Source organism: Rhodococcus sp. C-2, assembly GCF_027854095.1.
Lineage (GTDB): Bacteria > Actinomycetota > Actinomycetes > Mycobacteriales > Mycobacteriaceae > Rhodococcus_F > Rhodococcus_F qingshengii.
On the sequence record NZ_JAQGFI010000006.1, the window covers coordinates 252,184 to 277,021 of the forward strand.

Consider the following 24,838-nt stretch of genomic DNA (forward strand, 5'->3'; position numbering starts at 1 on the left):
TTCAGCCGGCGCGCCCACTGATCGCGCCGACGAAGACCTTCGGGATGTCTGCCGGTGTCGGAGCGAAGTGGCTGTTGCCGCCGGTGAGAGCCGAAATCTGCTCGAGCACATCGGTATCGGCGTCATCGGTGACACCGATGGTGATGATCGGTACCGGCCGCGTCGGGTCCTGCTCGCGAGTCAGGGTGTCGAGAAGTTCCTGCAGCGAGATACTCGACGGATCATCGTTCGCACCGTCGGTCAGTAGAATCACCGAATTGATCGAGGCCGGATCGTAGGTCTGTTGCATGGACCGATACGCGGCGAGAACGCTGTCGTACAAACCTGTTCCGCCGCCGACGATCGAAGAGAGGCTGTCGATCCGAGACAGCAGTTTGCTCCGATGATCCGTGTCGCCTTCAGTTGCATCCATACGGGCGACAGGTTCGAGTTCGCGGTAGTCCGTGCCCTCGCCGAGGTCTACGGAGAATGCCCAGAGACCCAATTGTGCGTTGGCGGGAAACATTCGGATCGCAATGTCACCGGCCTGTGCAGTCGCGGCCATTCGAGTGACCCCGTCCTGCATGTAGTCCATGGACCCCGAGACGTCGACAACTGCCAGTGCACGGGAAGGCCTGGACAGAATCTCGTACCGCGCAAGCGCTTTGGTGACCACAGTCGGATCGGACGGCACCAGCGAGCCAACTTTTCCCACTCCACCGGCGACCGGCGGGGCCTGATCCGCGCCGCGGAACCCGAGGCCGGCAAGTACGGAGCGCCCGGTGTCCGATGTCAGCGCTGCCGCCAGCAGTTTGCCGGCGTCGACCGCCGCCGACGAGTCTGCACCCACACTTGCCATCGGGTAGTCCATGAAGACCGAACCGGACGACGGTACCGACGCGGTGAGTCGACTGTCCGCATGTGCGGCGAGATAAGCCTCGAAGGTCTGCTCGGTCGTCACCGCGGTCCCGCCGTCCGCGTCCACGGTTTGGATGCGTCCGGTCGAACCGGTTTCCTTCAGATTTCCGTACTGCGCTTGCGCCACCGGGACCAGGGCTGCCGAAATGGACGTGAGGTCCCCGCCCCGCGACTGGGCCTCGGCAAAGGCTGCCACGATCGGTGCGCTGGAGACGGCACTGGTGAGGGGATCGCCGATGTGCAGTGCTGGAGCGCCGAGGACATCCGTCCAAGCGGCGGGTGCCTCGCTACCCGGCGCCGAGACAGTGACAACAGGGGTGGACGCGACCGAGTTGCTGATCCGGCGAATCTCCTGCCCGCTCGCCGAAACCTTGTCCAACCATTCGCTCGAATCAGGGATCCACAGTGCGGGTGCCGAACCGTCGGCGATCGCCGCGACGGTGAGCACGGGATCTTGCGGCGTCACACTGAGCGAGCTGCACCCGAGTTCCGTAGCGGGGATGGCAGCGGCGACAGCTTCGAGTCCCGAGGCGATCGACGGATCGGCGGCCACGGTCACGGTTTCCGGGTTCTCACAGCTGGTTGCCGTCGCAGCTGTGACAGCACTCGCACCGAGTTCTCCCTTGTCGCTGACGCTTTTGAACGTCACGGCGAATGCTGCGGTTCCACCGACTGCGACTACTGCCAAGAGTCCGATCAGAACCCGCACGGATCGAGGCATGGACGCAGGTGGTGCGCCGTACCCATGACGAGACGACATTGATCGAATCCTTTCCGGCGGGACCCGCATCAATAACCAACCGATGCCCGGTTTATCCCGCCGAAAAGAATCCTAACTCATGTTAGCGGTGAAGTAGCTCGATGTGGAAATCTCCACAACTTAGGTGTAGATCTGGACAAACTGGGCCAGCGACTTCTCCACATCGCCTTTGAGCGCCCGCGCCACACTCGAACCGATCGGGCCGAACAACGGCGCGCCGCCCAACTCGACTGTCAGCGCGAGTTCCGACCCGTCGCCCTTTGCCTTGACGTCGAGTTCGAGACCGAGCTTGACCCCGCCCTTGCCGTCTCCCTTGAGCGAGATCGCCTTCGGGACGTCGTACTTCTTGATGGTCCACCGAACGCGGTTGCGCAGGCCCTTCACAGTCACGACCGAGCTGATCTCGGTGCCGACACCCAGTTGTTCGGGAAGTTCACTGCGCCATCCGTCGTGAACCACGAGCCAGTTTTCGTATCCACTGAGATCGGACGCCTTGTCCCACACTTCCTGAGGAGGAAGCGGAACGTCGATTTTCACTGTGAGCTTTGCCATGGCAGAACAATAAGCCCCGTGCGCCTTTTCCGTAACCAGAGGTACCAGAAAGACGCACGGGGGCTTTGCCCCTCTTAGTGGCTGACAGCCTTTTCGACGCCGACGCCGGTGAGGGAGCGAACTTCCATCTCCGCCTGCTTTGCCGGATCTTCGATCTTGTTACGTCCGATGTACGTACCGACGATGCCGAGGACGAATGCCAGCGGAATCGAGACGATGCCGGGGTTCGAGAGCGGGAACCAGGCGAAGTCGGAGTTCGGGAACATCGACGACGGCTTACCCGACACCGCCGGGGAGAACACGATCAGCGTCAAGCAGCTGATCAAACCGCCGTAGATGCTGAAGAGCGCACCGGTGGTGTTGAACTTCTTCCAGAACAACGAGTAGAGCAGGGTGGGCAGGTTCGCCGAGGCCGCCACTGCGAAGGCGAGAGCCACCAGGAAGGCGATGTTCTGCCCCATCGCCATGATGCCGAGAACGATGGAGACGAGTCCGATGACCACGACGGTGATTCGAGAAACTCGAACCTGCTGCTCCTCGGTTGCGTTGCCGCGCTTGATGACACTGGCGTAGATGTCGTGAGCGAACGACGCCGAAGCAGTGATCGCGAGACCGGCAACGACGGCGAGGATGGTCGCGAACGCCACCGCGGAGATGATGCCGAGGAAGATGGTGCCACCGAGCTCGAAGGCGAGTAGCGGAGCGGCCGCGTTCTCCTTACCAGGCGCTGCCAAGATCTTGTCCGGTCCGACCATGCTGGCCGCGCCGTAGCCGAGAACCAGTGTGAACAGGTAGAAGGCACCGATGAGCGCGATCGCCCAGGTCACCGAGCGGCGAGCTTCCTTGGCAGTGGGCACCGTGTAGAAGCGCATCAGCACGTGCGGCAGGCCCGCCGTGCCGAGCACCAAAGCGATTCCGAGAGAGATGAAGTCGAGCTTCGTCATTCCGGAAAGACCGTACTTGGCACCGGGCCCGAGGATGTCGCGTCCCTGCACACCCTTGGTGGTGGAACTGTTGACCATGTCCTGCGCATTGGCGAGCAACTGAGAGAAGTTGCCGCGCACTGCCCACAGAACGAGTACGAACATGATTCCGGCTCCGGCAACCAGCAGAACTGCCTTGACCATCTGTACGTAGGTGGTGCCCTTCATGCCGCCGACCAAGACGTACACGATCATCAGCACACCCACGATCGCGACGACGATCGACTGTCCCACCTTGCCGTCGATGTTGAGCAGCAGCGCGACAAGTCCACCGGCGCCGGCCATCTGGGCAAGAAGATAGAAGAGGGAAACGGCCAGAGTGGACAGGGCCGCCGCCATGCGCACCGGACGCTGCTTGAGTCGGAAGCTCAGCACGTCGGCCATCGTGAATCTGCCCGTGTTCCTGAGCAATTCGGCGACCAGGAGCAGTGCAACCAACCAGGCGACAAGGAAGCCGATGGAGTACAGGAAGCCGTCGTAGCCGTACACGGCGATCGCACCTGCGATACCGAGGAACGATGCCGCCGAGAGGTAGTCACCGGCGATGGCGAACCCGTTCTGCGGGCCGGTGAACTGCCCACCACCGGTGTAGAAGTCGGACGCCTTCTTGGTGGTCCGGCTGGCGCGGATCACCAGCGTCATGGTCACGACGACGAAAGCGAGGAAGATCGCGATGTTGAAGGCTGGGTTTCCTACGTCCGTTCCGGACGCGGCGAGTGTGGTGATCACTGTGCGGGACCTTCCAGTTCTTCACGGATGGCGGCGGAGCGGGGATCGAGCTCACGACCGGCGAACTTCACGTACCACGCGGTGATGGCGAAGGTCGTGACGAATTGCCCGAGGCCGAGGATGATGCCGAGATTGATGTTGCCGAGGACCTTGGTGGCCATGAAGTCGTGGGCATAGGTAGCCAGGACGACGTACACCGCATACCAGAGCAGGAAGAATGCAGTGATGGGGAAAACGAACTTGCGCAGACGCGTTCGGAGTTCCTGGAATTCGGGACTCGCTTGCATGTCTATGAATGCCTGGGCATCCGGGGTGCGTCGCTCTTGCGGCGACCCCTCACTGATTTCTGCTGTGGACACTGCCGGCTCCTCGCCTCGCGTGTGAAGTGAACTACGCACAGACGTTAGTGAGATCGGAGTCACATGAAGACGCTGTGGCGCCAGTCACACGGTGAGCAGTCGCGCGCTGCGCCGAACGGTCAGGCAGGCGCGACCAACGGCAGAGGGTTCGGGCGGTGAAAGTCAGGGTCGGCGGAGATCGTCTTCGCGATCGGAGCCCATTCCGAGACGTTCCGGGGCGTGCATCCGCGTGAAGATTCGCGCAATATCTGCCGGTATCTGCTTCGACGACACCTTGCTCACGACGATCATCGTGAGGAACGCCAGCGGCACGCTCACCGCGGCCGGGAACGCGAAAATGGCTGCCGGCCAGCCACCGAGGACGTCCTCCGACAAACCACCCAGGACGGCGACAGTAGCGGCAGTGCCCGCAACACATCCACCGACAACCATCCCCGCCCCCGCGCCGACGGCAGTCAGACCGCGCCACCAGATACCCAATACGAGCAGTGGGCAGAGCGTCGACGCAGCGACTGCGAACACCAAACCGACGGTTCTCGAGAGGTCGACCGACACCACCGCCAGCGAAAGCACGAGAGGAACGACCCCGGCCAGTAGCGCTGCAATACGGAAGTCTCGAACTCGCCCACGGAGAACGTCGGTACTGACGACGCCCGCGATGCTGACGAGCAATCCGGATGACGTCGACAAGAAGGCGGCAATGGCACCGGACGCGACGAGGGCTGCCAGCAGTTGTCCGCCCCACCCCGAGAACACCGAGCCCGGCAGCAGCAGCACCGCCGCGTCGGAGGTGCCGGTGATCAGAAGTTGCGGAACGTACAGGCGAGCGAAGACGCCGAGGAGTGTCGGAAACAGGTAGAACACGCTGACCAGACCGACAACGGCGAGCGACGTCAGACGGGCTGCCCGGCCGTCGGGGTTGGTGTAAAACCGGACGAGAACATGAGGAAGGCCGAGCGTTCCGAGGAAGGTCGCGAGCATCAGCGAGTACACCTGGTACATCGGGTGCGGCCCACCGAAACCCCAACCCGGGGTGATCCAGTCAGAGTTCTGCGCGGGCGCTCCGGCGACGACAGGGACGGCGGCTCCCGCGTCGAGGACCATGGACATGCCTTCACCGAGAGTGTGCTCCCCCGGCCCCAGGGTCATCGTGCCTTCGACCGCTCGCCCGTCGACTGTGCCGCCGCTGACCGTCACCGGCTCGGACACCTGGACGACGACGTCGGTGGTGATGTCGACGGTCGTCGCAGTGGTGACCGTCGGCGGCATCGACGCGCCGACGTCGTGGTGATCGCCGAAGAAGTAGAAGGTCAGTGCCACAGCGGGAATCGCGACGGCAGTCAGTTTCAGCCAGTACTGGAAGGCCTGAACGAAGGTGATCGAGCGCATCCCGCCGCCGACGACGTTGGCGATGACGATGACCCCGACCGCTACGCCGCCGATCCAACTGGGAACCCCGAGCAAGATATTGAGCGTCAGTCCCGCGCCTTGGAACTGCGGGATCAGGTACAGGATGCACACCATCGCGACCACGAGCATCGCGAGCTTGCGCAATCGCGGTGAGCCGAGACGGAACTCGGCGAAATCGGGGACGGTATACGCACCGGAACGCCGAAGCGGCGCTGCGACGAACAGCAGCAGGGCGAGGTATCCGGCGGTGAAGCCGATGGGATACCAGAGTGCGTCGGCGCCGTACTTGGCGACCAGCCCCGCAACACCGAGAAACGAAGCAGCAGAGAGGTACTCGCCGGAGATGGCCGTCGCATTCCACCGCGCACTGACGGTTCTGGACGCGACGAGAAAGTCCGAGGTGGTACGAGCGAGCCGAACGCCGTAGATTCCGATAGCCACCGTCGCGACAGCTGCTGCCACGATGCCGAGCACCGTCAACACCGGGATAGGTTGTCCTCCCACAGTGCCGCGCTCAGTCGTCCACGATGTCGTTGAAGTCCTGCTCGTTTCGCTCCGCACGACGCACGAACACCCAACCGGTCGTCAACAGCAAGGGATACACGGCGCCGCCCATCACGAGCCAGGGCAACCGGATGCCAAGGACCGCGACCTCCGACAGCGTCGGGAAGAGATGCGTCAGCAGCGGCACCGCACACAGGAGCCCGGCTGCCACGACGGCAAGGCGAATCGCCAGTCCCAACTGCGCGCGAACGAGACCGCGGATCATGGCGTCACCGACTTCGGTCTGTTCCTGCACCTCCACCCGTGTTCGCACGATCCGTGCGCCACTACGTTGCGCCAACACAACGCGCTCACGCTGCGGAGGATCGGACTGCGACGTCACCGCGACAACCAACTCTGCTTGGGCGCACGAACCAGTCGATCCTTGAGTTCACGGGTGTGTCTGCGACTGACCGGAAGCTCGACGGGAGGTTTGTCACCGTGCGGGCGCAAACAGACCACCAATCCACTGCCTACTGTTCGGATGCCGGTGACCAGCGCCAGCGACACCAGGTAGGAGCGGTGCACACGCAAGAAGCCCGCGTCGGCCCAGCGTGATTCGAGCGTCGAGATCGGGATGCGCACCAGGTGCGACTTTCCAGCGGTGTGCAAACGCGCGTAGTCCCCGTCGGCTTCCACCCACTCCACCGAGGAACGCTGAACGAGCGTCGTGACACCGCCCAGTTCCACCGGGATCACCTCGTCCGTGGGCGCAGCTTCGAGTTTGCTCTCACTCTTGGTGCGCCCGGCCAGCCCCACGATCCGCTGAACGGCCTGAGCGAGACGCTCCTCCCGGAGCGGTTTGAGTAGGTAGTCGACGGCGCCGAGATCGAATGCGTCAACCGCTCGATCGTCGTGCGCTGTCACGAACACCACGGGCGGTGGCGTCGCGAAATTGGAGAGGATGCCGGCCAGTTCGAGACCGTCGAGTCCGGGCATGTTGATGTCGAGAAACACCGCGTCGATGCTTTTACCGCGCAGTATCCGCAACGCTGTCGTCGCATCCGATGCCGTGTGAACGTGCGCCACCGAGTCCTCGGCGCGCAGCAAGAAGGCCAGCTCGTCGAGGGCTGGTTTCTCGTCGTCGACGGCAAGGACGGTCAGCTGGGCATCAGTGTCAGTCTCGTTCACAACAGGTCCATGTTCCCACGACGGTTTCAGCCTGATCATCGAAGGCGAGAATCAGACGTGAATACCCTGCTTGAACTTGGGAACACGCATGCTGACCTTCGTACCGGCACCCGGCGCTGTCTCCACCACGAGTCCGTAGTCGTTGCCGAACGCGGCACGAAGTCTGTCGTCGACGTTGGCCAAACCGACGTGAGCAGCTTCTCGTGCGCTGGGTCGCCCCGATCCCGACTCGATGGCGTCGAGCGAACCGGAGCGCAGTAGTTCGGGGTCCATCCCCACACCGTCGTCCTCGACGCTGATGATGCAGTCCGGTCCCTCGTCCGCAGCCACGATGCTCACGGTCCCGCCCTCCGGCTTACTCGAAATGCCGTGACGAACCGCGTTCTCGACCAGCGGCTGGAGGGCAAGGAAAGGAAGAACCACGTTGAGCACTTCGGGTGCTATCTGAAGGCGGACGTTCAGAGCCTCCCCGAATCGCGCGCGTTCGAGGGTCAGGTAACGATCGATGTTGCGCAGCTCGTCGGCAAGCAGGGTGAACTCACCCGCAGATCGGAACGAGTACCGCGTGAAGTCCGCGAACTCGAGGATCAGTTCTCTGGCCCGCGCCGGATCGGTTCGAACAAACGATGCGACCGTGTTGAGCGCGTTGTAGATGAAATGAGGACTGATCTGTGCGCGCAGGGCACGCACTTCGGCTCGATCCAACAGGGCTCTGGACGCGTCGAGGTCGGCGAGTTCGATCTGACTGCAGGCATATCGTGCCACCTCGGTGACCGCTCCGAGCATTCCCGGCCACGGGTCCTCGCTGGTGACGATTCCCAGTACGCCGACCACGCCGATGTCCTCGATCAGCAGGGGCTGAGCGATCAGCGCTCGCACATGGTGATCGCTCGGTCCGCGCACCAGGTCCGAGTGCGTGACGAGTACCCGGCGTTCGCCTTCGATCGCACGAATGGCGGCGTCATGAAATTGTTCGGACAACGCTTCGTGACGGCCGTCCCACGCCAACAGGTTTCCCGACGCGTCTGCCAGGCCCAGACCGGAGCCGCCGGTCAGCTCGCGTAGGTGAGGCGCCGCCTCGGCGGCCGAATTCTCGTCGAGTCCACGCCGAAGTGGCCGCGCGGCAAGCGAAGCCGTGTGGAGAGCGGCATGGACTGCACGTTCGGTGGGGGTGGTCACCTCACGTCTGGTGCGCATCCACACAGCCGTCAGCGCCCCGGCCACTGCGAGAATCAGCACGCTGAGAAGCGCGACCACGGCCGGACTCAAGGCGAGTCCTCGTCCAGTTTCCGTATCAGTGTTTTCGGAGCCACCGTGCGGTACGCATCTTCGACGACGTCGGCTACGTCGTTCCAGAATTTCTCGTCCTCGGTCTCGTCGGCACTCGGAACGTCGAGGTACACGCCGATCCATCCCCGGCCACCCACGTACGGAGGGACGAAGAACCTCGACGGGTCACGACTGACCCAATCTGCCTGCGCCCCAGGTGGGGCCGCGGCCCAGATCGCGACGCGATCGTCGTGGTGGTGATCTGCCATGGTGACGAACTGCGGCGCCTTGCGCACGAACCACGACGCTTCACCGTGGCTGACCCGCTCGGTCGCCTCCGGCAATGCCAGTGCAAGAGCGCGGATTCGCTCCAACGGCGTCATCGATTCACGACCCGCAGGTATTCGGTGCCGGAACACCTGCAAATCGATCCTTCACCCACGCGACAGCTCCCGGCACAGCGGCGCCGTCCGCATGACCTTCACCCGGTCGCGCCTGGAATTCGATGACGTCACCGTCGGCGCAGGCGCGTTCGACTGCCGCCTCGGTCCATTCCGGACGGATCAGGTTGTCATTGGTACCGACGACTACGTACATCGGACCGCTCGCGCGTTGACGGGGAAGAGCAACGTCGCTGAGCCACGCGTGAATTCGGTCCGCATCCTCGGCGGTAGCCGGCCGCGTGTCGGCGGGCGTCACCTTTCCGACCAGACCCAACTTCTCCGTCGCCCGAGAGGTCAGGCACGAGGTGAGCAGGTCGTAGTTCTGCTCGAATGCGCCGCGCACGTAGTCGGTTCGTTCGAGGTCCGGATGGGTGAGGGACAGCCCTTCGAGTACATAGGGCAGCAGCAGTTGCTGAGGCAGTGACAGATTCACCTCGGAATCACTCGAGATGATCGGCGAGATGTCCGCTGCCGGGGACAGGTTTGCTGCACCGACGAATTCGAGTCCGTCGCCGTAGGTGTCGGCTTCCTCGGCTGCCGCCCAGGATGCCTGCCCGCCTTGGGACAGCCCCAGAGTTGCCCAACGAGTCGAGGTGTCCGGAACGACGTTGCGCGCCGCTCGAACCGCGTCGATGACGTTGAACGCCGCGGTGTCCGGTTGCAGGTAAGGATGCGGGTCCGGAGTGCCGAGGCCCTCGAAGTCGGATACAGCGACCACGTATCCCGAGTCGAGGAACGGCGCGACCAGGCCGATCGTGCCGAAGAGGGTCGGCGAGGCCGACGGCGCACAGTCGTCCGAAATACCCGTCGTGCCATGGCCGATGGAGACGATCGGCCAACCGCCCTCCGGCGGCGTTCCAGGCGGTGTGAACACGGTTCCCGATACCTGGGTCTCCCGGCCGTCGATACCGGAGGTGGAGCCGTACAGGATTTTCACCGCGCTCGCTCCGGACGCCGCCACTTCGGCTGTGCTGGTGAAGGGTTCACTGTCGAACACGACGCCGCGTTGCGCGCTGCTCTCGGCCGGCGGGGTCGTCGTGGTTGCGTTGTCGGTGACAGAGACATCTGGCGAGGCATCCGATCCGCAGCCGACGCTCACGAGAAGTGCGCTCGCCACCACGACTCCCCAGCCTGCGCGAACCCTCGAACTCCGAACCGTCATACGCAGTGTTCCCCTCTATTTGCCCGCGCTGCCTGCTCGGCGACGCCTGACACGTTCCTCGGCTGCGGCCTCTTCGATGTCGAGTCCTTCCAATACGGTACGCAATACCTCGTCGTCGAGATCTCCGTCGTCGCGCGCGGCGATCAGTGCGACTCGTTGCGAGCGAAGGGATTGATGCCGGAATTTGTCGAAGAGCGCTCCCGCATTCCACAAGGCGGCCTCGCGATCGGCGTCCTCGTCGACCTCCTGGAGTTGAAGCCTCGCCTGCATCGAGCGGCGTACGCGTTCGACGCTCGCCTGCAGTTCCTTCCCGTCGATCCCCGGCGGAGGGTGCGCGGCCGCGTCTGCCAACGCCTTCTCTCCCGCCTTGCGAGAAATGTTGCGGGCCAACTCCATCTGTTCCTGCGTGCGCAACTGCTCGTAAGGATCCGCGACGTCGAGGCGACGGATCATGAACGGCAAGGTAGATCCCTGGATGAGCAATGTCCCGACCGCGACGATGAACGCGATCGCCTGGATGACGCCGCGTCCGGGGAACGGCTCGCCGGACGAGAGTGCAAACGGGATACCGCCGGCCGCAGCAAGAGTGACGACGCCGCGCATTCCCGCCCACGAGACCACCAGATTCTGTTTCCACGTCAGTTGATTCTCGCGATCACGGCGCAGGGTTACACCGAATCGCACACGCGAGTAGCTCAGGAACAGCCACACCGGCCGAATCACGATGACAACGGCCAGGACTGCGAGACCGTACGCGAACACGTGAAGCACCGGAAGTCCGTCGGCGACAACATCGTCGATCACGAAGCTCAGCTGGAGCCCCATGTACGCGAAGACGAACATCTCGAGAAGAGTGTCCAGGCTCGACCACACCGAGCGCTCCTGCAATCGCGTCATGATCGACGCGTCCGTCGAATAGTGCCCGATCACCAGACCAGCGACCACAACGGCCAGAACACCGGACGCGTGTAGTTCTTCGGCGGCCAGGTAGGCAGCGAACGGAAGCACCAACCCCAAGCCGGTTTCCAGTGGAGAGTCGTACATGCGGGCACGAACGAACTTGACGACAAACGCGAGCACCAAGCCGACGACAACGCCGCCGATCACTTCGTACGCGAAGAACAACAGGGGCGAATCGGTGGCAATTCGCGTTCCGGTCACTGCTGCGACGGCGACGGTGAAGAGCGTGAGCGCGGTGGCGTCGTTGACGAGCCCCTCGCCCGTCAGGATGGCGATCACCCGTTTCGGGAGCCCGAGCTTCTGACCGACCGCCACCGCGCTGACGGCGTCGGTCGGCGCGATCACGGCCCCGAGCACCAGGGCGGCGCCGATCGTGAACTCGGGCACCATCCATTCGGAGAAGAAGGCAACCACGAACGCCGTCACCAACACCATTCCGACGCCGAGGCGCAAGATCGGGGCCAAGTTGCGTTTGAAGGTCGCCACCGAGAATTTCAGAGCGGCCGAGTAGAGAAGCGGCGGCAGGACCACACCGAGAATGACGTGGGGATCGAGTTCCGGCCGCGGCATACCGGGTATGAAGGATGCGACCGAACCTACCGTCACCAAAACCAGCGGAGCCTGCAGGTTTCGTCGATTGGACAGCCCGGTGACTGCGATGGCGGCAATGACGACCAGCAGAATCCAGGTGAAGTTCACGCGTTCATTCTGCCCGCCGACCCTGGGAGTTCACCCAGCGGACGCACAGAAGCCCGCAACCTTTTCGGTGACGGGCCCCTGAGCAACGGTGCTACCGAAAAACGGTATGCCGAATCCGGTATTACTGCTTTTCGGGAACAGCCTTCTTGGCGGCCTCAGCTGCCTTGTCGATCTGATCGCCGTACTTGTTGCCGGTCTTGTCGTCGGCGATGTCGGCGACCTTGTCGATAGCGTCGTGAACCTTGTCGGAGTTCTCCGCTGCGAGCTCCTGGCCCTTTTCGACCAATCCCTTGACGTTGTCCAAGAAACCCATGTCCGTGTCCTCTCCCGGTGCTGACGCACATCCTTCGGCGGAATCGTTCCTCCGCGCCCTTCGATTCTCACAGGTCGACGGCCTCTGCGCCAGAAAGCAGGTCCGTGCGTTCGAGCCGTGCGCAACTTGAGGTAGCGTTAACCCGCCAATAGCTGATTGACCACCCATCGACATCGACAGGTGCCCGGTTTGAATGCAGGACTGCGCGGGACGGGGAGCGACCCCTACCCCACGCGTGAACTGCTGTCCCGGTGGTGGTCGGATCGCACCGATTACACCTGGCTCCCCCGATTCCTCGACACTCGCGGGCTGACCGTTCCCGGACGCAAATTAGTCGCGGTGTGGTGTTTTCTCTTCGCCCTGATCGCGGCGACCATGCAGTTGAGCCGCTTCGGTTCCGACACCGCCCTGGCGCGGTCGATCTTCGCCCTCGGAACTATCAGTGGCGCCTATGCGGGCTACCGCTGGGCGCGTAATGAATCGTGGCCAACTTGGCGACAATCCGTGGCCTTTGTCGTCTGGGCCGACCTGTGGCTCGCCGTCACTCTCTTCTTCGCCGTGCGCACCGCTTTCGTCGGAACCATCGGCTGCATCTTGTTCATCATGATCGGCTTCTATGCGGCGATAGTTCACAGCCCTCGCGTTGCCATCAGCCACATCGGTTGGGCTCTTGCTGTCTGCACGACGCTCGCTGCCATGGCGATGTCCGAGCCGGTCAACGACGACTGGGTGGTCGTGAATCTCTATCTGATGGTTGCCGGTGTGGTTTTCTCCACCGCATGGATTCTGCAGATCGTCTGGCTGCGCCTGACCGACGACGCACGCAACGCCCACTGGGACTACCTCACCGCGACACTCAATCGCCGCGGACTCCAGGACGAGGCACAGCATCTGCTGCGCAGTGATCGAACGCAGGCTCTGATCGCACTACTCATCGACGTCGACTCGTTCAAAAACCTCAACGACACACACGGCCACGTCGCGGGCGACGACGCGTTGACCGCTGTCGCCGACCGCCTCCTCGCTGCCGCCGGACCCGATGCGGTGGTGGCTCGAATCGGTGGAGACGAGTTCGTCGTCCTGCGCGGAGTCGATCGAGGAGATATCGAGCGGGTCGCCACCGAGATACATTCGGCGGTCTCGTCCGACTCCGATCCCTATCCTGTGTCCGCCAGTACCGGCGTCAGCGTCTATCTGAGTCCCGAGACGGGCTTACCGGATCGAGCTGTAAACGAACTGATCGAGCACGCAGACAATGCGATGTACCGAGCCAAGAAGCGCGGCGGCGATCGCATTGCCTGGGTGCAGATGTTCAGGCGCTGAAACTACTCACTCACTGTGGGCATGGTGATGCTCGCCGGGCAGGTCGTCGGGTGTCGCGAACATCTTTCGTTTCTCCCCGTGCAGGCGTGCGCTGATCCACCACGAGAGTTCCACGAGTACAACGCCGATCGCGCCGAGGGTGATCGCGAGCGTCGTCGCAGCGACGTTGCTCGGATCCAGTTTGAAGAACTCGCGGGTGAACGGCAGCGCGAACAGGATGAGGTATCCGGCCACCGACCCGCCGATCAGAACGAGCTTCCACCAGACGTACGGCCGAGCCACGACGGCCAGAACCCACACGGCGATCATGATCAACGTGATGAGCGCACTGGTTCCGGCCTGGATCTTCTGGGTTTCCGTCTGGTCCGGGCCTTGGTAAGCCAATACGTAGGAGATGAACGTGGTGATGCCGATGATCAGGCCCGACGGCAACGCCAGACGCATCACGCGCGAGACGAAACCGGTTCGCGCGCGCTCGTTGTTGGGTGCCAGAGACAAGATGAAGGCCGGGATACCGATCGTGAACCACGCTGCGATCGTGACGTGGCGGGGCAGGAACGGGTACGGCAGCGGTTCGAAGTCGAAGACCTGGGACAGGACGCCGGTGATGCCGATCAGGAACGCAAGCACCACCGAGTAGACGGTCTTGGTCAGGAACAGATTCGACACACGCTCGATGTTGCCGATCACTCGGCGGCCTTCCGCGACGACGTACGGGAGCGTCGCGAACTTGTTGTCCAGCAGCACGATCTGGGCCACGGCTCGGGTAGCCGGGCTGCCCGAACCCATCGAGACTCCGATGTCGGCGTCCTTGAGGGCGAGCACGTCGTTGACGCCGTCACCGGTCATCGCGACGGTATGTCCGCGAGACTGCAAGGCCGCGACCATTTCCCGCTTCTGATCCGGTCGCACTCGACCGAACGTCGTTGCTCCGTCGAGAGTGTCCGCCAGCTTTTCCTGATCGCTCGGCAGCTCTCGCGCGTCGATGGGACGGTCGCCGCCTTCGAGTCCGAGGGATCCGGCAACGGCGCCGACGGAAACCGCGTTGTCGCCGGAAATGACCTTGACCGCGACCTTCTGGCTGGCGAAGTACTCCAACGTCTCCTGGGCGTCCGGGCGCACTTTCTGCTCGAGCACGACCAGAGCTTCGGGGGTGACGGTGCCAGGGGCGTCGGCGTCGTCGACGGGGAGGTCGCTGCTGCCGAGCATGAGGACACGAAGTCCGCTCGAACCCACTTCCTCGGCCTTGCGGGCCATTTCCGAGTCGGGATCGAGCAGCACGTCCGGGGCACCGAGTACCCAGTTGCCGTGACTGCCGTACGACTGGCCGCTCCACTTCTTCGCCGAGGAGAACGGCGCCACCGCTGTCGCTTCGCCCCACCCGGAGTCGTCGGAGAGAGACTCGCGAATCGCCAGGACACTCGCGTTGGGGCGAGGGTCGGACGCGGCCATCGCGCTCAACGCGGACTTGACCGCAGTCTCCCCCGATCCACCCGGTGCGACGTCGACCTCGGACAGCCGCATACCGTTCTCGGTCAGCGTTCCGGTCTTGTCCGCGCACACCACGTCGACACGAGCCAGACCCTCGATCGCCGGCAACTCCTGAACGAGGCACTGGCGCTTGCCCAACCGGATCACACCGACCGCAAATGCAATGGACGTCATGAGCACAAGGCCTTCGGGAACCATCGGAACCAGAGCTGCCACCATGCCGTTGAGTGCCGGTCGGATCGGCAGGCCGATCGTGAAGAGCTGATTGAAGATGATCAGCGCACCCGCCGGAATCATCAGGTAGGTGATGAACTTCAGGATCTTGTCGATGCCGCTGCGCAGTTCGGAATGCACGAGGGTGAACTTGCTCGCCTCTTCGGCCAGCTTGGCCGCGTATGCATCGCCGCCGACCTTGGTGGCGCGGTATGCACCGCTGCCCGCGGCAACAAAACTGCCCGACAACACTTGCTGGCCACTCGCCTTGTGAACCGGATCGGCCTCACCGGTGAGCAGCGATTCGTCGACCTCGAGTGCAGCCGAACTGACCACCTCACCGTCGACGACTATCTGGTCACCGGATCCGAGTTCGATAATATCGTCGAGCACAACATCTTTGGGCGCCATCGCCACGGCGACGCCGTCACGCCTGACCATGGGCTTGGCCTGACTCACGATGGCCAGAGCGTCGAGCGTGCGCTTGGCGCGGATCTCCTGGATGATGCCGATACCGCTGTTCGCGATGATCAGCAGTCCGAACATGCCGTCGATGATCGAACCCGTCGCGAGCACGATCACCAACAACACGGTCAGGATCGCGTTGATGCGAGTGAAGACGTTGCCGCGAATGATGTCCTTGACCGAGCGGGACGCCCGGTCCGGTACATCGTTGGTTTGTCCCGACGCGATCCTTGCTGCAACCTGATCGGCGGTCAGACCGCGGGCGACGTCGACGTCGTCCGGCAATCGCTCAGGCGCTACCGCCACTGCTGTCTCTTCTGAACTGGTGTGCTCGTGAGCCATGGTCAAAGATTACGCACCCGGAGCAACTAATCAGGGTGCGACTCGACAGGCAACCACGTCCGCGACACTTCGCCGCTCAGCCCAGCGGTATCCACCACTTCGATGGCGGTGTCGGTGACAACGCGTCGATCCTGCCGCCCGGCATCGGGACCGACACTGTTGTGCCCGCATCTGCAGCCGACTCGTCGAGGCGAATGATCGGCTCCGACCACGAGTGAAACGCGAGGTTGAACGTCGCCCAGTGAATCGGGACGAAGACACCGCGCGACCCGTCGCCCTTGTTGAGGTCGATGTGCGTCTGCACTGCCTCTTCCGGATTCATGTGGATGTCCGGCCAGCGCACGTCGTACGCACCGACGGGGAGAAGCGTCAGATCGAAAGGCCCATAGGTTTCACCCAGCTGTTCGAAACGCGATGTGTATCCGCTGTCACCACCGAAGAAGACCCGGTGCTTCGGCCCGGCGAATACCCACGACGCCCACTGCGTCGTGTTCCGGACGAGGCCACGACCGGAGAAGTGACGAGCCTCCGTGCACGTGAGGACCAGGTCGTCGATTTTTGTCGACTCGTCCCAGTCCAATTCCACGATCCGGTTCTCGGGCACCTTCCAGTGCCGCAGGTGAGCCCCGATACCGATCGGCACGACGAACGGAGCGGTCTGTGTACGAGTCAGGGTCTTGACCGTAGCCATGTCGAGATGGTCGTAGTGATCGTGAGAGATGACTATCGCATCCACTGCAGGCAGTTCGGTCAAAGCCACCGGAGTGGGGTGCATGCGCGCGGGACCTACTGTGGCCGAGGGTGATACGCGTTCACTCCACACCGGATCGGCGAGAACGCGGTAGCCGTCGACCTCGACGAGAACACTCGAATGGCCGTACCACGTCACCGCCGCGTCGCCGGCTGCCGCCGGTGCCAGCGGAGTGGCCAACGGAATCGGCCGACGCGGCCGACCCGTCGACCCTCGCGTGGCCATCGACTTGAACATTCCGACATCGGTGCCCGGAACCAGTGTGCTGCTGGGCTCCGAGTTGTGGAACTGGCGGTCCCGGTATCGCGGGGACATCGCCGCATACGGTTGCACCGTGTTTCGCGAGGCCCCGATCTGCGTCGGGATGCCCCATGCGGCTCGCGCCACCCACCCCGTCGCCGCGGCAACAGCAGCAACTCCGAGAACCGTCGTCTTCTTCATTCAGACGAGCGTAGCCACTATCTGCCCTGCGTGCCCGGCGCCTGTTTTCCCTGCAACCAGCTTTACTTACCCTTGAATACGGGAGGGCGGTTCTCGATGCGGGCAGCGCGGGCTTCCTGGACGTCCTCGCTGAGCCAGGCGGCGTGAAGCGCGTCGAGCTGCTCGGGAGACTGCTCCTCCATGGTGCCGTCGTCGTTCAGAACCATCTTCATGTGCCGCAACGACAGCGGTGCGAGATTCGCGATGCGGTGTGCCCATTCCTGAGCGTCGTCGAGGGTTCCGATTTTGTTGGCGAGGCCGCGAGTGAAGGCTTCTTCGGCGCCGATCTGTTCGATGCCGAGCAAAATGGTGCGCGCGGGACCGCCGCCGACCAGCGACGCGAGCCGACGCATCGTCCACTTGTCCACCGAGACACCGAGGGTGGCGGCCGGGATTCCGAAGCGAGCGCTCGGCGCTACGACGCGAAGATCCGACGCGATGGCCAGTTGCGTGCCCGCGCCGATGGCCGGACCGTTGACGGCAGCGATGACGGGGATGGGCGCCGTGTCGATAGAGCGAAGCATCTCGAACAGGCGATCGGTGAAGCCCTCCATGTAGACGTCGCCGGAAAGGTCCGCGCCTGCACAGAACGCCGATCCCTCACCGGTGATGACGACGACATGCGCGTGCTCGGCTACCGCCGCGTTCATCGCGTCCCGTATTGCGATGCAGAGTTCCGCGCTGAGCGCATTACGACGCTCGTGACGCTGCAACTCGATGGTCACGACGTTGCCGTCACGGGAGAACCCGATCATGTCCGCTCACTTTCGTTTCTGGAAGGCTCGACACAGGGATGTTCCGAGGCGCCGATACCGTCCGCATACTTCTCTGCAGCTAAGTTCTGTACATCAGGAGGTTAGATTACCGATGAGTACAGACGACCTTGCCGCACAGCAACCACACCCGGTTGACGTGGTGGTGATCGGCGCCGGACAGGCCGGACTCTCCGCCGCCTACTACCTGCGCAAGTTCGGAATCGAGCCCGAATCGGGGTTCGTGGTGCTCGATCATGCGTCGGGGCCGGGCGGAGCGTGGCAGTTCCGTTGGCCGAGCCTGACACTGAGCACCGTCAACGGCGTCCATGACCTCCCGGGAATGTCCTTCGCGGAAACCACCGGTACAGACGCCGAACAGGTGCCTGCATCGGTGGCGGTCCCCCACTACTTCGAACTGTACGAAAAGCAATTCGAACTTCCCGTCCACCGCCCGGTACACACGCGAGTGGTGTGTCCGAGGGAAGAGCGCCTGCGGATCGAGACCGACCAGGGAGTATTCGCGGCGCGAGGCTTGATCAACGCGACGGGGACCTGGGAGCGGCCCTTCATCCCCCACTATCGCGGGGCCGAGTCGTTCCGTGGCCGACAACTGCACACGAAGGACTATCGAACCGCTGCCGAGTTCGAAGGCAAACATGTCGTCGTGGTCGGCGGCGGGATCTCGGCCGTCCAACTGCTCGACGAGATCTCACGCGTCACGACCACTACCTGGGTGACGCGGCGCGAACCCGAGTTCCGCGACGAGCCGTTCACGCCGGACATCGGCCGCGCTGCGGTTGCCATGGTCGAAGATCGTGTACGACGCGGCCTGCCACCGGGATCCGTTGTCTCGGTGACCGGCCTCCCGGTAACGCCTGCCATCCGGGCAGCGCGAGAGCGTGGTGTGATGAATCGACTGCCGATGTTCTCCGAAATTCTTCCGAACGGCGTGAAGTGGGCCGACGGTACCGTCGCCGACGCCGATGTCATCTTGTGGTGCACCGGTTTTCGTAGCTCACTCGATCACCTGGCGCCGTTGCACCTGCGCGGACCGGGTGGCGGAATCCCGATGACCGGGCGCCTCGCCACGCAGGTCGAAGCCGACCCTCGCGTGCACCTGGTGGGATACGGACCGTCGTCGTCGACGATCGGAGCCAACCGCGCCGGCCAAGCGGCAGCGCGCGAACTGACCGCGTACCTGGGAATCGGCGAATGAACAGAATCCTTGTTCCGGGCGAAACCTGCTGGCGCATCGAACCGGCGGACAATCTTGCCTGCATCGTCGACGCCGCTGACTACTTTCATCATGCGAAGTCCGCAATGCTGCAAGCTGAGAAGCGAATCATGTTGATCGGCTGGGACTTCGACACGCGCATCAAACTCGAACCAGGCAAGCAGACTCTCGACGGCCCCAACCGGTTGGGAATGTTCCTCCGCTGGCTCGTCCGCGAGAAACCCGACCTCGAAATCCTCGTACTCAAATGGAACATCGGCGCGTTCACCGCAATCGGCCGCGGTATGACTCCCGTCTTCGTGTCCAACTGGTTGACCGACGAGCGCCTTCGGTTCGAGATCGACGGCGCCCATCCGGTGGGCGCGGCGCACCATCAGAAGATCATCGTCATCGACGACGCCCTGGCGTTCTGCGGCGGCATCGACATGACTGTGGACCGCTGGGACACCTCGGATCACGTCGACCGAAACGATTACCGAATCACTCCGAGTGGAAGGCGTTACGGCCCTTGGCATGACGCGACCACGGCGGTCGACGGCAATGCGGCGGCGGCCATCGGCGAATTGGCGCGGGCACGTTGGAAATCCGCAACCGGCGAGGATCTCACACCGGTCGAGAGCACCGCGACTCCGTGGCCCGTCAATCTGGCGCCCACCTTGCGGGTTGTCGACGTAGCCGTCGCCAGAACATTGCCGGAGCTCGGCGAACGCACGGAGGTGCGTGAGATCGAGGCGCTGTATCTCGCGGCCATCGCCGGGGCCGAGCACACGCTGTACATCGAAAGCCAGTACCTCGCCTCACGCACTCTGGCCGAGGCGATTGCCGCGCGCCTGCGTGAGGACGACGGACCGGAGATCGTTCTGGTCATTCCGCGCAACGCCGACGGTTGGCTGGAACAAAAGGCGATGGACGGGGCGCGCCACGACCTGTTGCATCTGCTGTGGTCCGCCGATATCCACGACCGGTTCGGGGCGTTTTATCCCGTGACCTCTTCTGGCGCACCTATTTACGTCCACGCCAAGGTTCTCGTGATGGACGATCGCCTCCTGCGAATCGGGTCGTCGAATCTCAACAACCGTTCGATGGGCTTCGACACCGAGTGCGACATCGCCGTCGAATCCGACGACGACGCAGATGTCGAGTTGCGCGCCTCGATCATCGGATTGAGGCGCCGCCTACTCAGCGAGCACCTCGACGTCACCGAGGAAGAAGTCGACGACGCGTTGGGCGAGCAGTCACTGTTGTCGACGGTTCGCGCTCTCGCGACCTCCGACGCTCGCAGTCTGCGCGAATTCGACCGGAACACAGTCGACGGCGAAGACCACGTGCTCGCTGAAAATGCACTGATGGATCCCGAGCGCACGCCACCCAGACTGAGCGATCGAATCGAAGGATTGCGCCGCCTGCTCGGCAAACGCTGAGACTCTAGAACACGCGCACGCAGTGCCCGGTTGCCAGCGCGAGTTCGACGAGCGTTGCACCGTGAACACTCGGGACGAGCGCGAGGAGAAACGTATCGCTGTCGCTGTCGAGCCAGGCAAGTGAAACGCCCGTATCGGTGATGTTGTCGACGATACGGGCGAGAAGCGATTCGAGTCCGGCAGCTCGATCGAAGCCCATGGCAAGACTGTCCGCCCACTCCCACGATCCTGCCGGCGCCGACGTGAGCACTCGCAGCTGACCCAGAACCTCGGCAGCGCCCTCGTTCCAATCCACCCAGACCAGGCGTTCTTGTTCGTGCAATGCGTCGACGAGAGCAAACCACGCCATTTCCGGGTGCGGCTTCTCGAGCGTCTGTGAGTACAACTCGTTCTGTACTTCGACATACCGTTCCGGCTGGTCGATCGCGAGAGTCACACGATCGATGACAACAGCGCTGTCAGGGGCGAGCAGTTCGGCGATCGCGCGCAACGCGTCGCGAGCAGTTCCACTCACTATGGCTCCAAGTTCAATTCGGTCATCGGTGCGGTTTCCACATTCTGACATGCGTGTGCGCCTCGTTCGGACGTGTCCTCGATGTCGGGACACGAGCCAGATGCTTGCCGTGAGTTCCACGAATTCCCGGGCAACACCGCTCGCCGAGCTACCAAATTGGACTTTCCGGCTATCCCATTCGCCGCACTTGTCCGTTTACCCTTTCACCTGGCCTTACAATCCGGATATAGTCATCGGCGATCCAAGAAGCCAACTGGGATGTAGCGAGCCAGCGAACAGTCTGTTACCGTTCAGCTAACTACCCCTTCTGGTCAAACCGGATCGAAGGGGTTCGGGCAATGACCCACGGGGGGTTGACGTGAAGGGGCCATGTTCCGCATGAAACACGATTCACACACGACAACCTCTTGGTGGTCGATCGGCGAATGGCGCCTGGGATGGAAGGTCATCGCCGTTCTCGCATTGCCGATGATCGTCGCCGTCGTCCTCGGAGCCCTTCGCGTTCAGACGGAACTCGAAGAAGCCGCACAGCTGAGTTCCTCGTCCGAGCGCGCCCTCGCTGTGCCCGCCGCGATCAATCTCGAATCCGCGCTGTACGAGCTCGCCGAAGCCGCATCGGCACGCACTGACACCGGCCCCGCCACACAAGCGGTTTCGGACGCAATGGATCAACTGGTCGACGCCGCGCGCGCGTTCCAGTCCGACGACGACCTCAACGACCAAGTGACTTCGGCGCTCGCAGAGAGCCGTTCCATCATGGAAGAGGTCGCCGCCGGCGCGGTGGCTCCCGCACGCTTGGTTTCGCGGGTCGGCGAAGTCTCTCGCGCACTCTCGAGCACCTTCACCAGCGTCGTCGAGCATTCTCAGCGTCCGGCGCTGCGCGAAGAGGGTGGCCGACTCTCAGCACTCTGGGATGCGCGACGAGCACTGGCCGAACAACGAATCCTCTTCGGCTCAGGTGATCCGGACCAGCAGGCTCGTACCTCGATGGTCAGTGCCGCCGGTGCCGAACTGGTCGCTCTGAACAACATTCTCGCCATCGACGGGAGCAACGACACCGTCCGGACCCTCAGCAACTCCGCTCAGAACCGGATCAACGCACTCGGATCAACCCCGTCGACCTCTCCTCTGGGGAGCCGCGTCGGTACCGATCTGAAATCCGGAAACGACCAGTACAACAGCCTGACCGACACCACCGTCACCGAGTTCGGCGATACCGTCACCGCTGAATCCAATGCAGCACGAACCGCAGCACTTCGTGACACTGCAATCGTGCTCGGCGCGGTCCTGCTGGCACTGGCCATCGCCCTCGTCATCAGCCGATCGCTCATCGATCCGATCCGTCGGCTGCGATTTGCCGCATTGCAAGCAGCACGACGCGGACTCCCCGACGCGATCGAACGAATTCGCGCAGGTGCCAGTATCGACGACGTCGACTTCGCCCGTGTACCGATCCGCACCCACGAGGAAATCGGCGAGCTTGCACGCGCGGTGGACGACATGCACGGTCAGGCCATCACGCTGGCCGGCGAGCAGGCCACCCTGCGGCGCCAGGTCAACGACATGTTCGAAACGCTGTCGAGGCGTAACAAGTCCCTCGTCGACCAGCAACTCGGTTTGATCGAACAGTTGGAGCAGGACGAAGACGACCCTCGTCGCCTCGAGAATCTGTTCCGGCTCGACCACATCGCCGCGAGAATGCGTAGAAACGGCGACAACTTGTTGGTTCTCGCCGGAACCGATGTACGCCGCGCCAGAACCGCCCCCGTCGCTCTCGGCGATATCCTTCGTGCGGCGGTATCAGGCGTCGAGGAATATCGACGCGTCGAACTCGGGCAGATACCGCCCGGAGTCGTCACCGGTCATGCTGCCCCGGACGTCGTTCACCTCATCGCTGAACTGCTCGACAATTCTCTGCGGTACTCCCCGCCGGAGACCACCGTCTCCATCAACGCTGCCCGCACCATCGACGGCTCCATGATCGTCGAGATCGCAGATCTCGGTATCGGCATGTCGCCTGCCGATATCCTCGATGCCAACGAGCGCCTCGCCGCCGGCGGCGAGATGAGCGCGGATACAGCGCGTCGCATGGGTTTGTTCGTCGTGAGCCGAATCAGTCGTCGCTACAACATCTCTGTGCGCCTGCGCCCGACGGCAACGTCGTCGACGCACAGCGGCATCACCGCAACGGTGCTCCTACCGACGTCGATACTCGATTCTTCTCGGGGACCCGAGATCCGCACGCCGCGAACCGGACCCGTGCCCACGCTCGATCGGACTCCGCCGCCCGCACCGTCTGAACCGTCCTGGTCACAGCCCGTCCCGACCGAATTGGCACCCCCGCAGCCTGCGACCAGAAGTTTCGCAGATCTCCCGCGTCGAACGCCCAGCAACAGCACCGACCGGACTGAGACGTTCGCCCCGATCACACCGCAATCCATTCCCACGACAACAGCGCCTTCGGGGTTGCCACGTCGCACTCCGGGCACAAGTGGAGTACCGGCGGTCAGTACCTCGACTCCGACCACTGCTGCACCCGCCACCTCCGTGTCGTCCTTCGCTCCTCTGCCCGATCCCGAAGGCACAAGCGCATCGACGTCCCTTCCCGTGCGTACTCCTTCGCCGGAATTCACCTCGCCGGCACAGGGTCCCGAGATCCCGGTGGGTCCACACCCGTCGACAACCCCGCCGCCACGGCACCGGCTCTCAGCCCCGACGCCGACAAACACTGCGGCGTTCTTCTCCTCGCGCACCCGTGACGGGCTCTCTGCTCGCGCATCGACGCGCGCTGACGGCGCGGGAGACGGCAACTCGAACGGCGTACTCGCTGCCCCGACCACGATGCCGATTTTCGCCCGGATGGTGTCCGAGTGGCTCGTGGACCCGACGGCGGAGACGTCAGCTGCTTCCACCGGCAGTGCGTGGACCACCGACGCGGATCAAGGCTGGCTGGCCGCTCGGACCTCGTTCGAGATGCCGGTCACCAAGATCGCCGATTCCGGACTTCCCATTCGAGACCGCGGAGCCCGCCTGGTTCCCGGCGCAGTCGGGAGAGGTGGAACGACACAGCGCCATGCATCCAATCCGGCGGACGTCCAACGTGGTTGGAGCAGTTACCAATCCGGAGTACAACGAGGGCGTCGGCGCGCTGCCGACCATCAGCCCGATGGCGGACAGTCTTTCGAATCGTCCACGATGTTGCACAACGATGAAGGAGAACAGTGAACACTGTCGGAGCCCAAGAGACTCCCCGCGCACTCGACTGGCTGGTATCGGCTTTTGCCCGAGACGTGCCGGGTGTGAGTCACGCGATCATCGTCTCAGCCGACGGGTTGTTGACGGCCTCGAGCACACATCTTCCGCTCGATCGGGCCGATCAATTAGCCGCTGTCACTTCCGGACTCGCCAGCCTGTCCGCGGGGGCGTCACGCCTCTTCGACGGTGGAGCCGTCATGCAGTCCGTCGTCGAGATGGAGAACGGCTACCTGCTTCTCATGGGCGTCGGTAGTGGCGCTTACCTTGCCGCTCTCGCTGTCGCCGGATGCGACATCGGCCAGATCGGTTACGAAATGGCGACTCTCGTCGATCGCGTCGGCACCACCATGGACATTGCCCCGAGAACATCGCAGGGCATTTGAG

The 24,838-nt window shown here is 63.4% G+C and carries 21 protein-coding genes; 5 read left to right on the forward strand and 16 right to left on the reverse strand.

What is annotated here, in order from left to right:
• Window position 1: 1 nt before the first annotated feature.
• The 12 genes from PCS43_RS15065 to PCS43_RS15120 all read right to left on the reverse strand — a co-directional run bounded on the left by PCS43_RS15065 (window position 2) and on the right by PCS43_RS15120 (window position 12,210).
• Window positions 2-1,657 carry a substrate-binding domain-containing protein gene (locus tag PCS43_RS15065; RefSeq protein ID WP_209909623.1) on the reverse strand — a complete coding sequence of 552 codons (1,656 nt, stop codon included), beginning with the start codon at window positions 1,655-1,657 and terminating at the stop codon, window positions 2-4.
• Window positions 1,658-1,777: 120 nt separating this feature from the next.
• Entirely contained in the window at window positions 1,778-2,209 is a 432-nt protein-coding gene (locus PCS43_RS15070; RefSeq protein ID WP_003939735.1) for a type II toxin-antitoxin system Rv0910 family toxin, read from the reverse strand.
• Window positions 2,210-2,283: 74 nt separating this feature from the next.
• On the reverse strand, window positions 2,284-3,921 hold the full coding sequence (locus PCS43_RS15075) for a solute symporter family protein (protein WP_007727752.1): 1,638 nt from the start codon (window positions 3,919-3,921) through the stop codon (window positions 2,284-2,286).
• Window positions 3,918-4,280 (reverse strand): DUF485 domain-containing protein, encoded by a 363-nt coding sequence (locus tag PCS43_RS15080; RefSeq protein WP_003939976.1) that lies wholly within the window; start codon window positions 4,278-4,280, stop codon window positions 3,918-3,920. The genes PCS43_RS15075 and PCS43_RS15080 overlap by 4 nt, the downstream gene beginning before the upstream one ends.
• A gap of 162 nt (window positions 4,281-4,442) precedes the next feature.
• Window positions 4,443-6,194: a sodium/solute symporter gene (locus PCS43_RS15085; protein WP_037128497.1), complete on the reverse strand. Its 1,752-nt coding sequence runs from the start codon at window positions 6,192-6,194 to the stop codon at window positions 4,443-4,445.
• Window positions 6,195-6,204: 10 nt separating this feature from the next.
• Complete coding sequence (locus PCS43_RS15090) at window positions 6,205-6,576, reverse strand: membrane protein (RefSeq protein ID WP_003939880.1); 372 nt, start codon at window positions 6,574-6,576, stop codon at window positions 6,205-6,207.
• Entirely contained in the window at window positions 6,573-7,364 is a 792-nt protein-coding gene (locus PCS43_RS15095) for a LytR/AlgR family response regulator transcription factor (protein WP_209909627.1), read from the reverse strand. The genes PCS43_RS15090 and PCS43_RS15095 overlap by 4 nt, the downstream gene beginning before the upstream one ends.
• Window positions 7,365-7,415: 51 nt before the next feature.
• Window positions 7,416-8,633: a sensor histidine kinase gene (locus tag PCS43_RS15100; protein ID WP_030534943.1), complete on the reverse strand. Its 1,218-nt coding sequence runs from the start codon at window positions 8,631-8,633 to the stop codon at window positions 7,416-7,418.
• Window positions 8,630-9,016 carry an MmcQ/YjbR family DNA-binding protein gene (locus PCS43_RS15105; RefSeq protein WP_007727762.1) on the reverse strand — a complete coding sequence of 129 codons (387 nt, stop codon included), beginning with the start codon at window positions 9,014-9,016 and terminating at the stop codon, window positions 8,630-8,632. The genes PCS43_RS15100 and PCS43_RS15105 overlap by 4 nt, the downstream gene beginning before the upstream one ends.
• Window positions 9,017-9,020: 4 nt before the next feature.
• Window positions 9,021-10,238, reverse strand: a complete 1,218-nt coding sequence (locus tag PCS43_RS15110) for a lipase family protein (protein ID WP_073512684.1) — start codon at window positions 10,236-10,238, stop codon at window positions 9,021-9,023.
• 15 nt (window positions 10,239-10,253) lie between these two features.
• Window positions 10,254-11,897 carry a Na+/H+ antiporter gene (locus PCS43_RS15115; protein WP_073512683.1) on the reverse strand — a complete coding sequence of 548 codons (1,644 nt, stop codon included), beginning with the start codon at window positions 11,895-11,897 and terminating at the stop codon, window positions 10,254-10,256.
• A gap of 121 nt (window positions 11,898-12,018) precedes the next feature.
• Complete coding sequence (locus PCS43_RS15120) at window positions 12,019-12,210, reverse strand: antitoxin (RefSeq protein ID WP_003940164.1); 192 nt, start codon at window positions 12,208-12,210, stop codon at window positions 12,019-12,021.
• Between the two features lie 180 nt (window positions 12,211-12,390).
• Between PCS43_RS15120 and PCS43_RS15125 the strand changes: the two genes are divergently transcribed.
• A complete protein-coding gene (locus PCS43_RS15125; RefSeq protein ID WP_073512682.1) occupies window positions 12,391-13,533 on the forward strand; it encodes a GGDEF domain-containing protein in 1,143 nt (380 codons plus the stop codon).
• A gap of 6 nt (window positions 13,534-13,539) precedes the next feature.
• Here PCS43_RS15125 and PCS43_RS15130 read toward each other — a convergent pair whose 3' ends face one another.
• The 3 genes from PCS43_RS15130 to PCS43_RS15140 all read right to left on the reverse strand — a co-directional run bounded on the left by PCS43_RS15130 (window position 13,540) and on the right by PCS43_RS15140 (window position 18,030).
• Window positions 13,540-16,044: a cation-translocating P-type ATPase gene (locus tag PCS43_RS15130; RefSeq protein WP_003940410.1), complete on the reverse strand. Its 2,505-nt coding sequence runs from the start codon at window positions 16,042-16,044 to the stop codon at window positions 13,540-13,542.
• 76 nt (window positions 16,045-16,120) lie between these two features.
• Window positions 16,121-17,236 carry an MBL fold metallo-hydrolase gene (locus tag PCS43_RS15135; RefSeq protein WP_007727770.1) on the reverse strand — a complete coding sequence of 372 codons (1,116 nt, stop codon included), beginning with the start codon at window positions 17,234-17,236 and terminating at the stop codon, window positions 16,121-16,123.
• A 62-nt stretch (window positions 17,237-17,298) separates the two neighbouring features.
• On the reverse strand, window positions 17,299-18,030 hold the full coding sequence (locus PCS43_RS15140; protein WP_003940192.1) for an enoyl-CoA hydratase: 732 nt from the start codon (window positions 18,028-18,030) through the stop codon (window positions 17,299-17,301).
• 112 nt (window positions 18,031-18,142) lie between these two features.
• On the opposite strand from PCS43_RS15140, the gene PCS43_RS15145 reads away from it, so the two are divergent.
• Together PCS43_RS15145 and PCS43_RS15150 are read left to right on the forward strand one after the other, a co-directional pair.
• Entirely contained in the window at window positions 18,143-19,246 is a 1,104-nt protein-coding gene (locus tag PCS43_RS15145) for an NAD(P)-binding domain-containing protein (RefSeq protein WP_042451119.1), read from the forward strand.
• On the forward strand, window positions 19,243-20,685 hold the full coding sequence (locus PCS43_RS15150; RefSeq protein WP_042451121.1) for a phospholipase D-like domain-containing protein: 1,443 nt from the start codon (window positions 19,243-19,245) through the stop codon (window positions 20,683-20,685). The genes PCS43_RS15145 and PCS43_RS15150 overlap by 4 nt, the downstream gene beginning before the upstream one ends.
• A 4-nt stretch (window positions 20,686-20,689) precedes the next feature.
• On the opposite strand, the gene PCS43_RS15155 is transcribed toward PCS43_RS15150, so the two are convergent.
• Complete coding sequence (locus tag PCS43_RS15155; protein ID WP_042451123.1) at window positions 20,690-21,199, reverse strand: DUF6630 family protein; 510 nt, start codon at window positions 21,197-21,199, stop codon at window positions 20,690-20,692.
• Window positions 21,200-21,577: 378 nt separating this feature from the next.
• Between PCS43_RS15155 and PCS43_RS15160 the strand changes: the two genes are divergently transcribed.
• Both PCS43_RS15160 and PCS43_RS15165 read left to right on the forward strand, forming a co-directional pair.
• Window positions 21,578-24,424: a sensor histidine kinase gene (locus PCS43_RS15160; RefSeq protein WP_230793095.1), complete on the forward strand. Its 2,847-nt coding sequence runs from the start codon at window positions 21,578-21,580 to the stop codon at window positions 24,422-24,424.
• The gene (locus PCS43_RS15165; RefSeq protein WP_003940329.1) at window positions 24,421-24,837 is read left to right on the forward strand and encodes a roadblock/LC7 domain-containing protein; all 417 of its coding nucleotides are present in this window, start codon (window positions 24,421-24,423) and stop codon (window positions 24,835-24,837) included. Before PCS43_RS15160 ends, PCS43_RS15165 begins: the two co-directional genes overlap by 4 nt.
• Window position 24,838 lies beyond the last annotated feature (1 nt).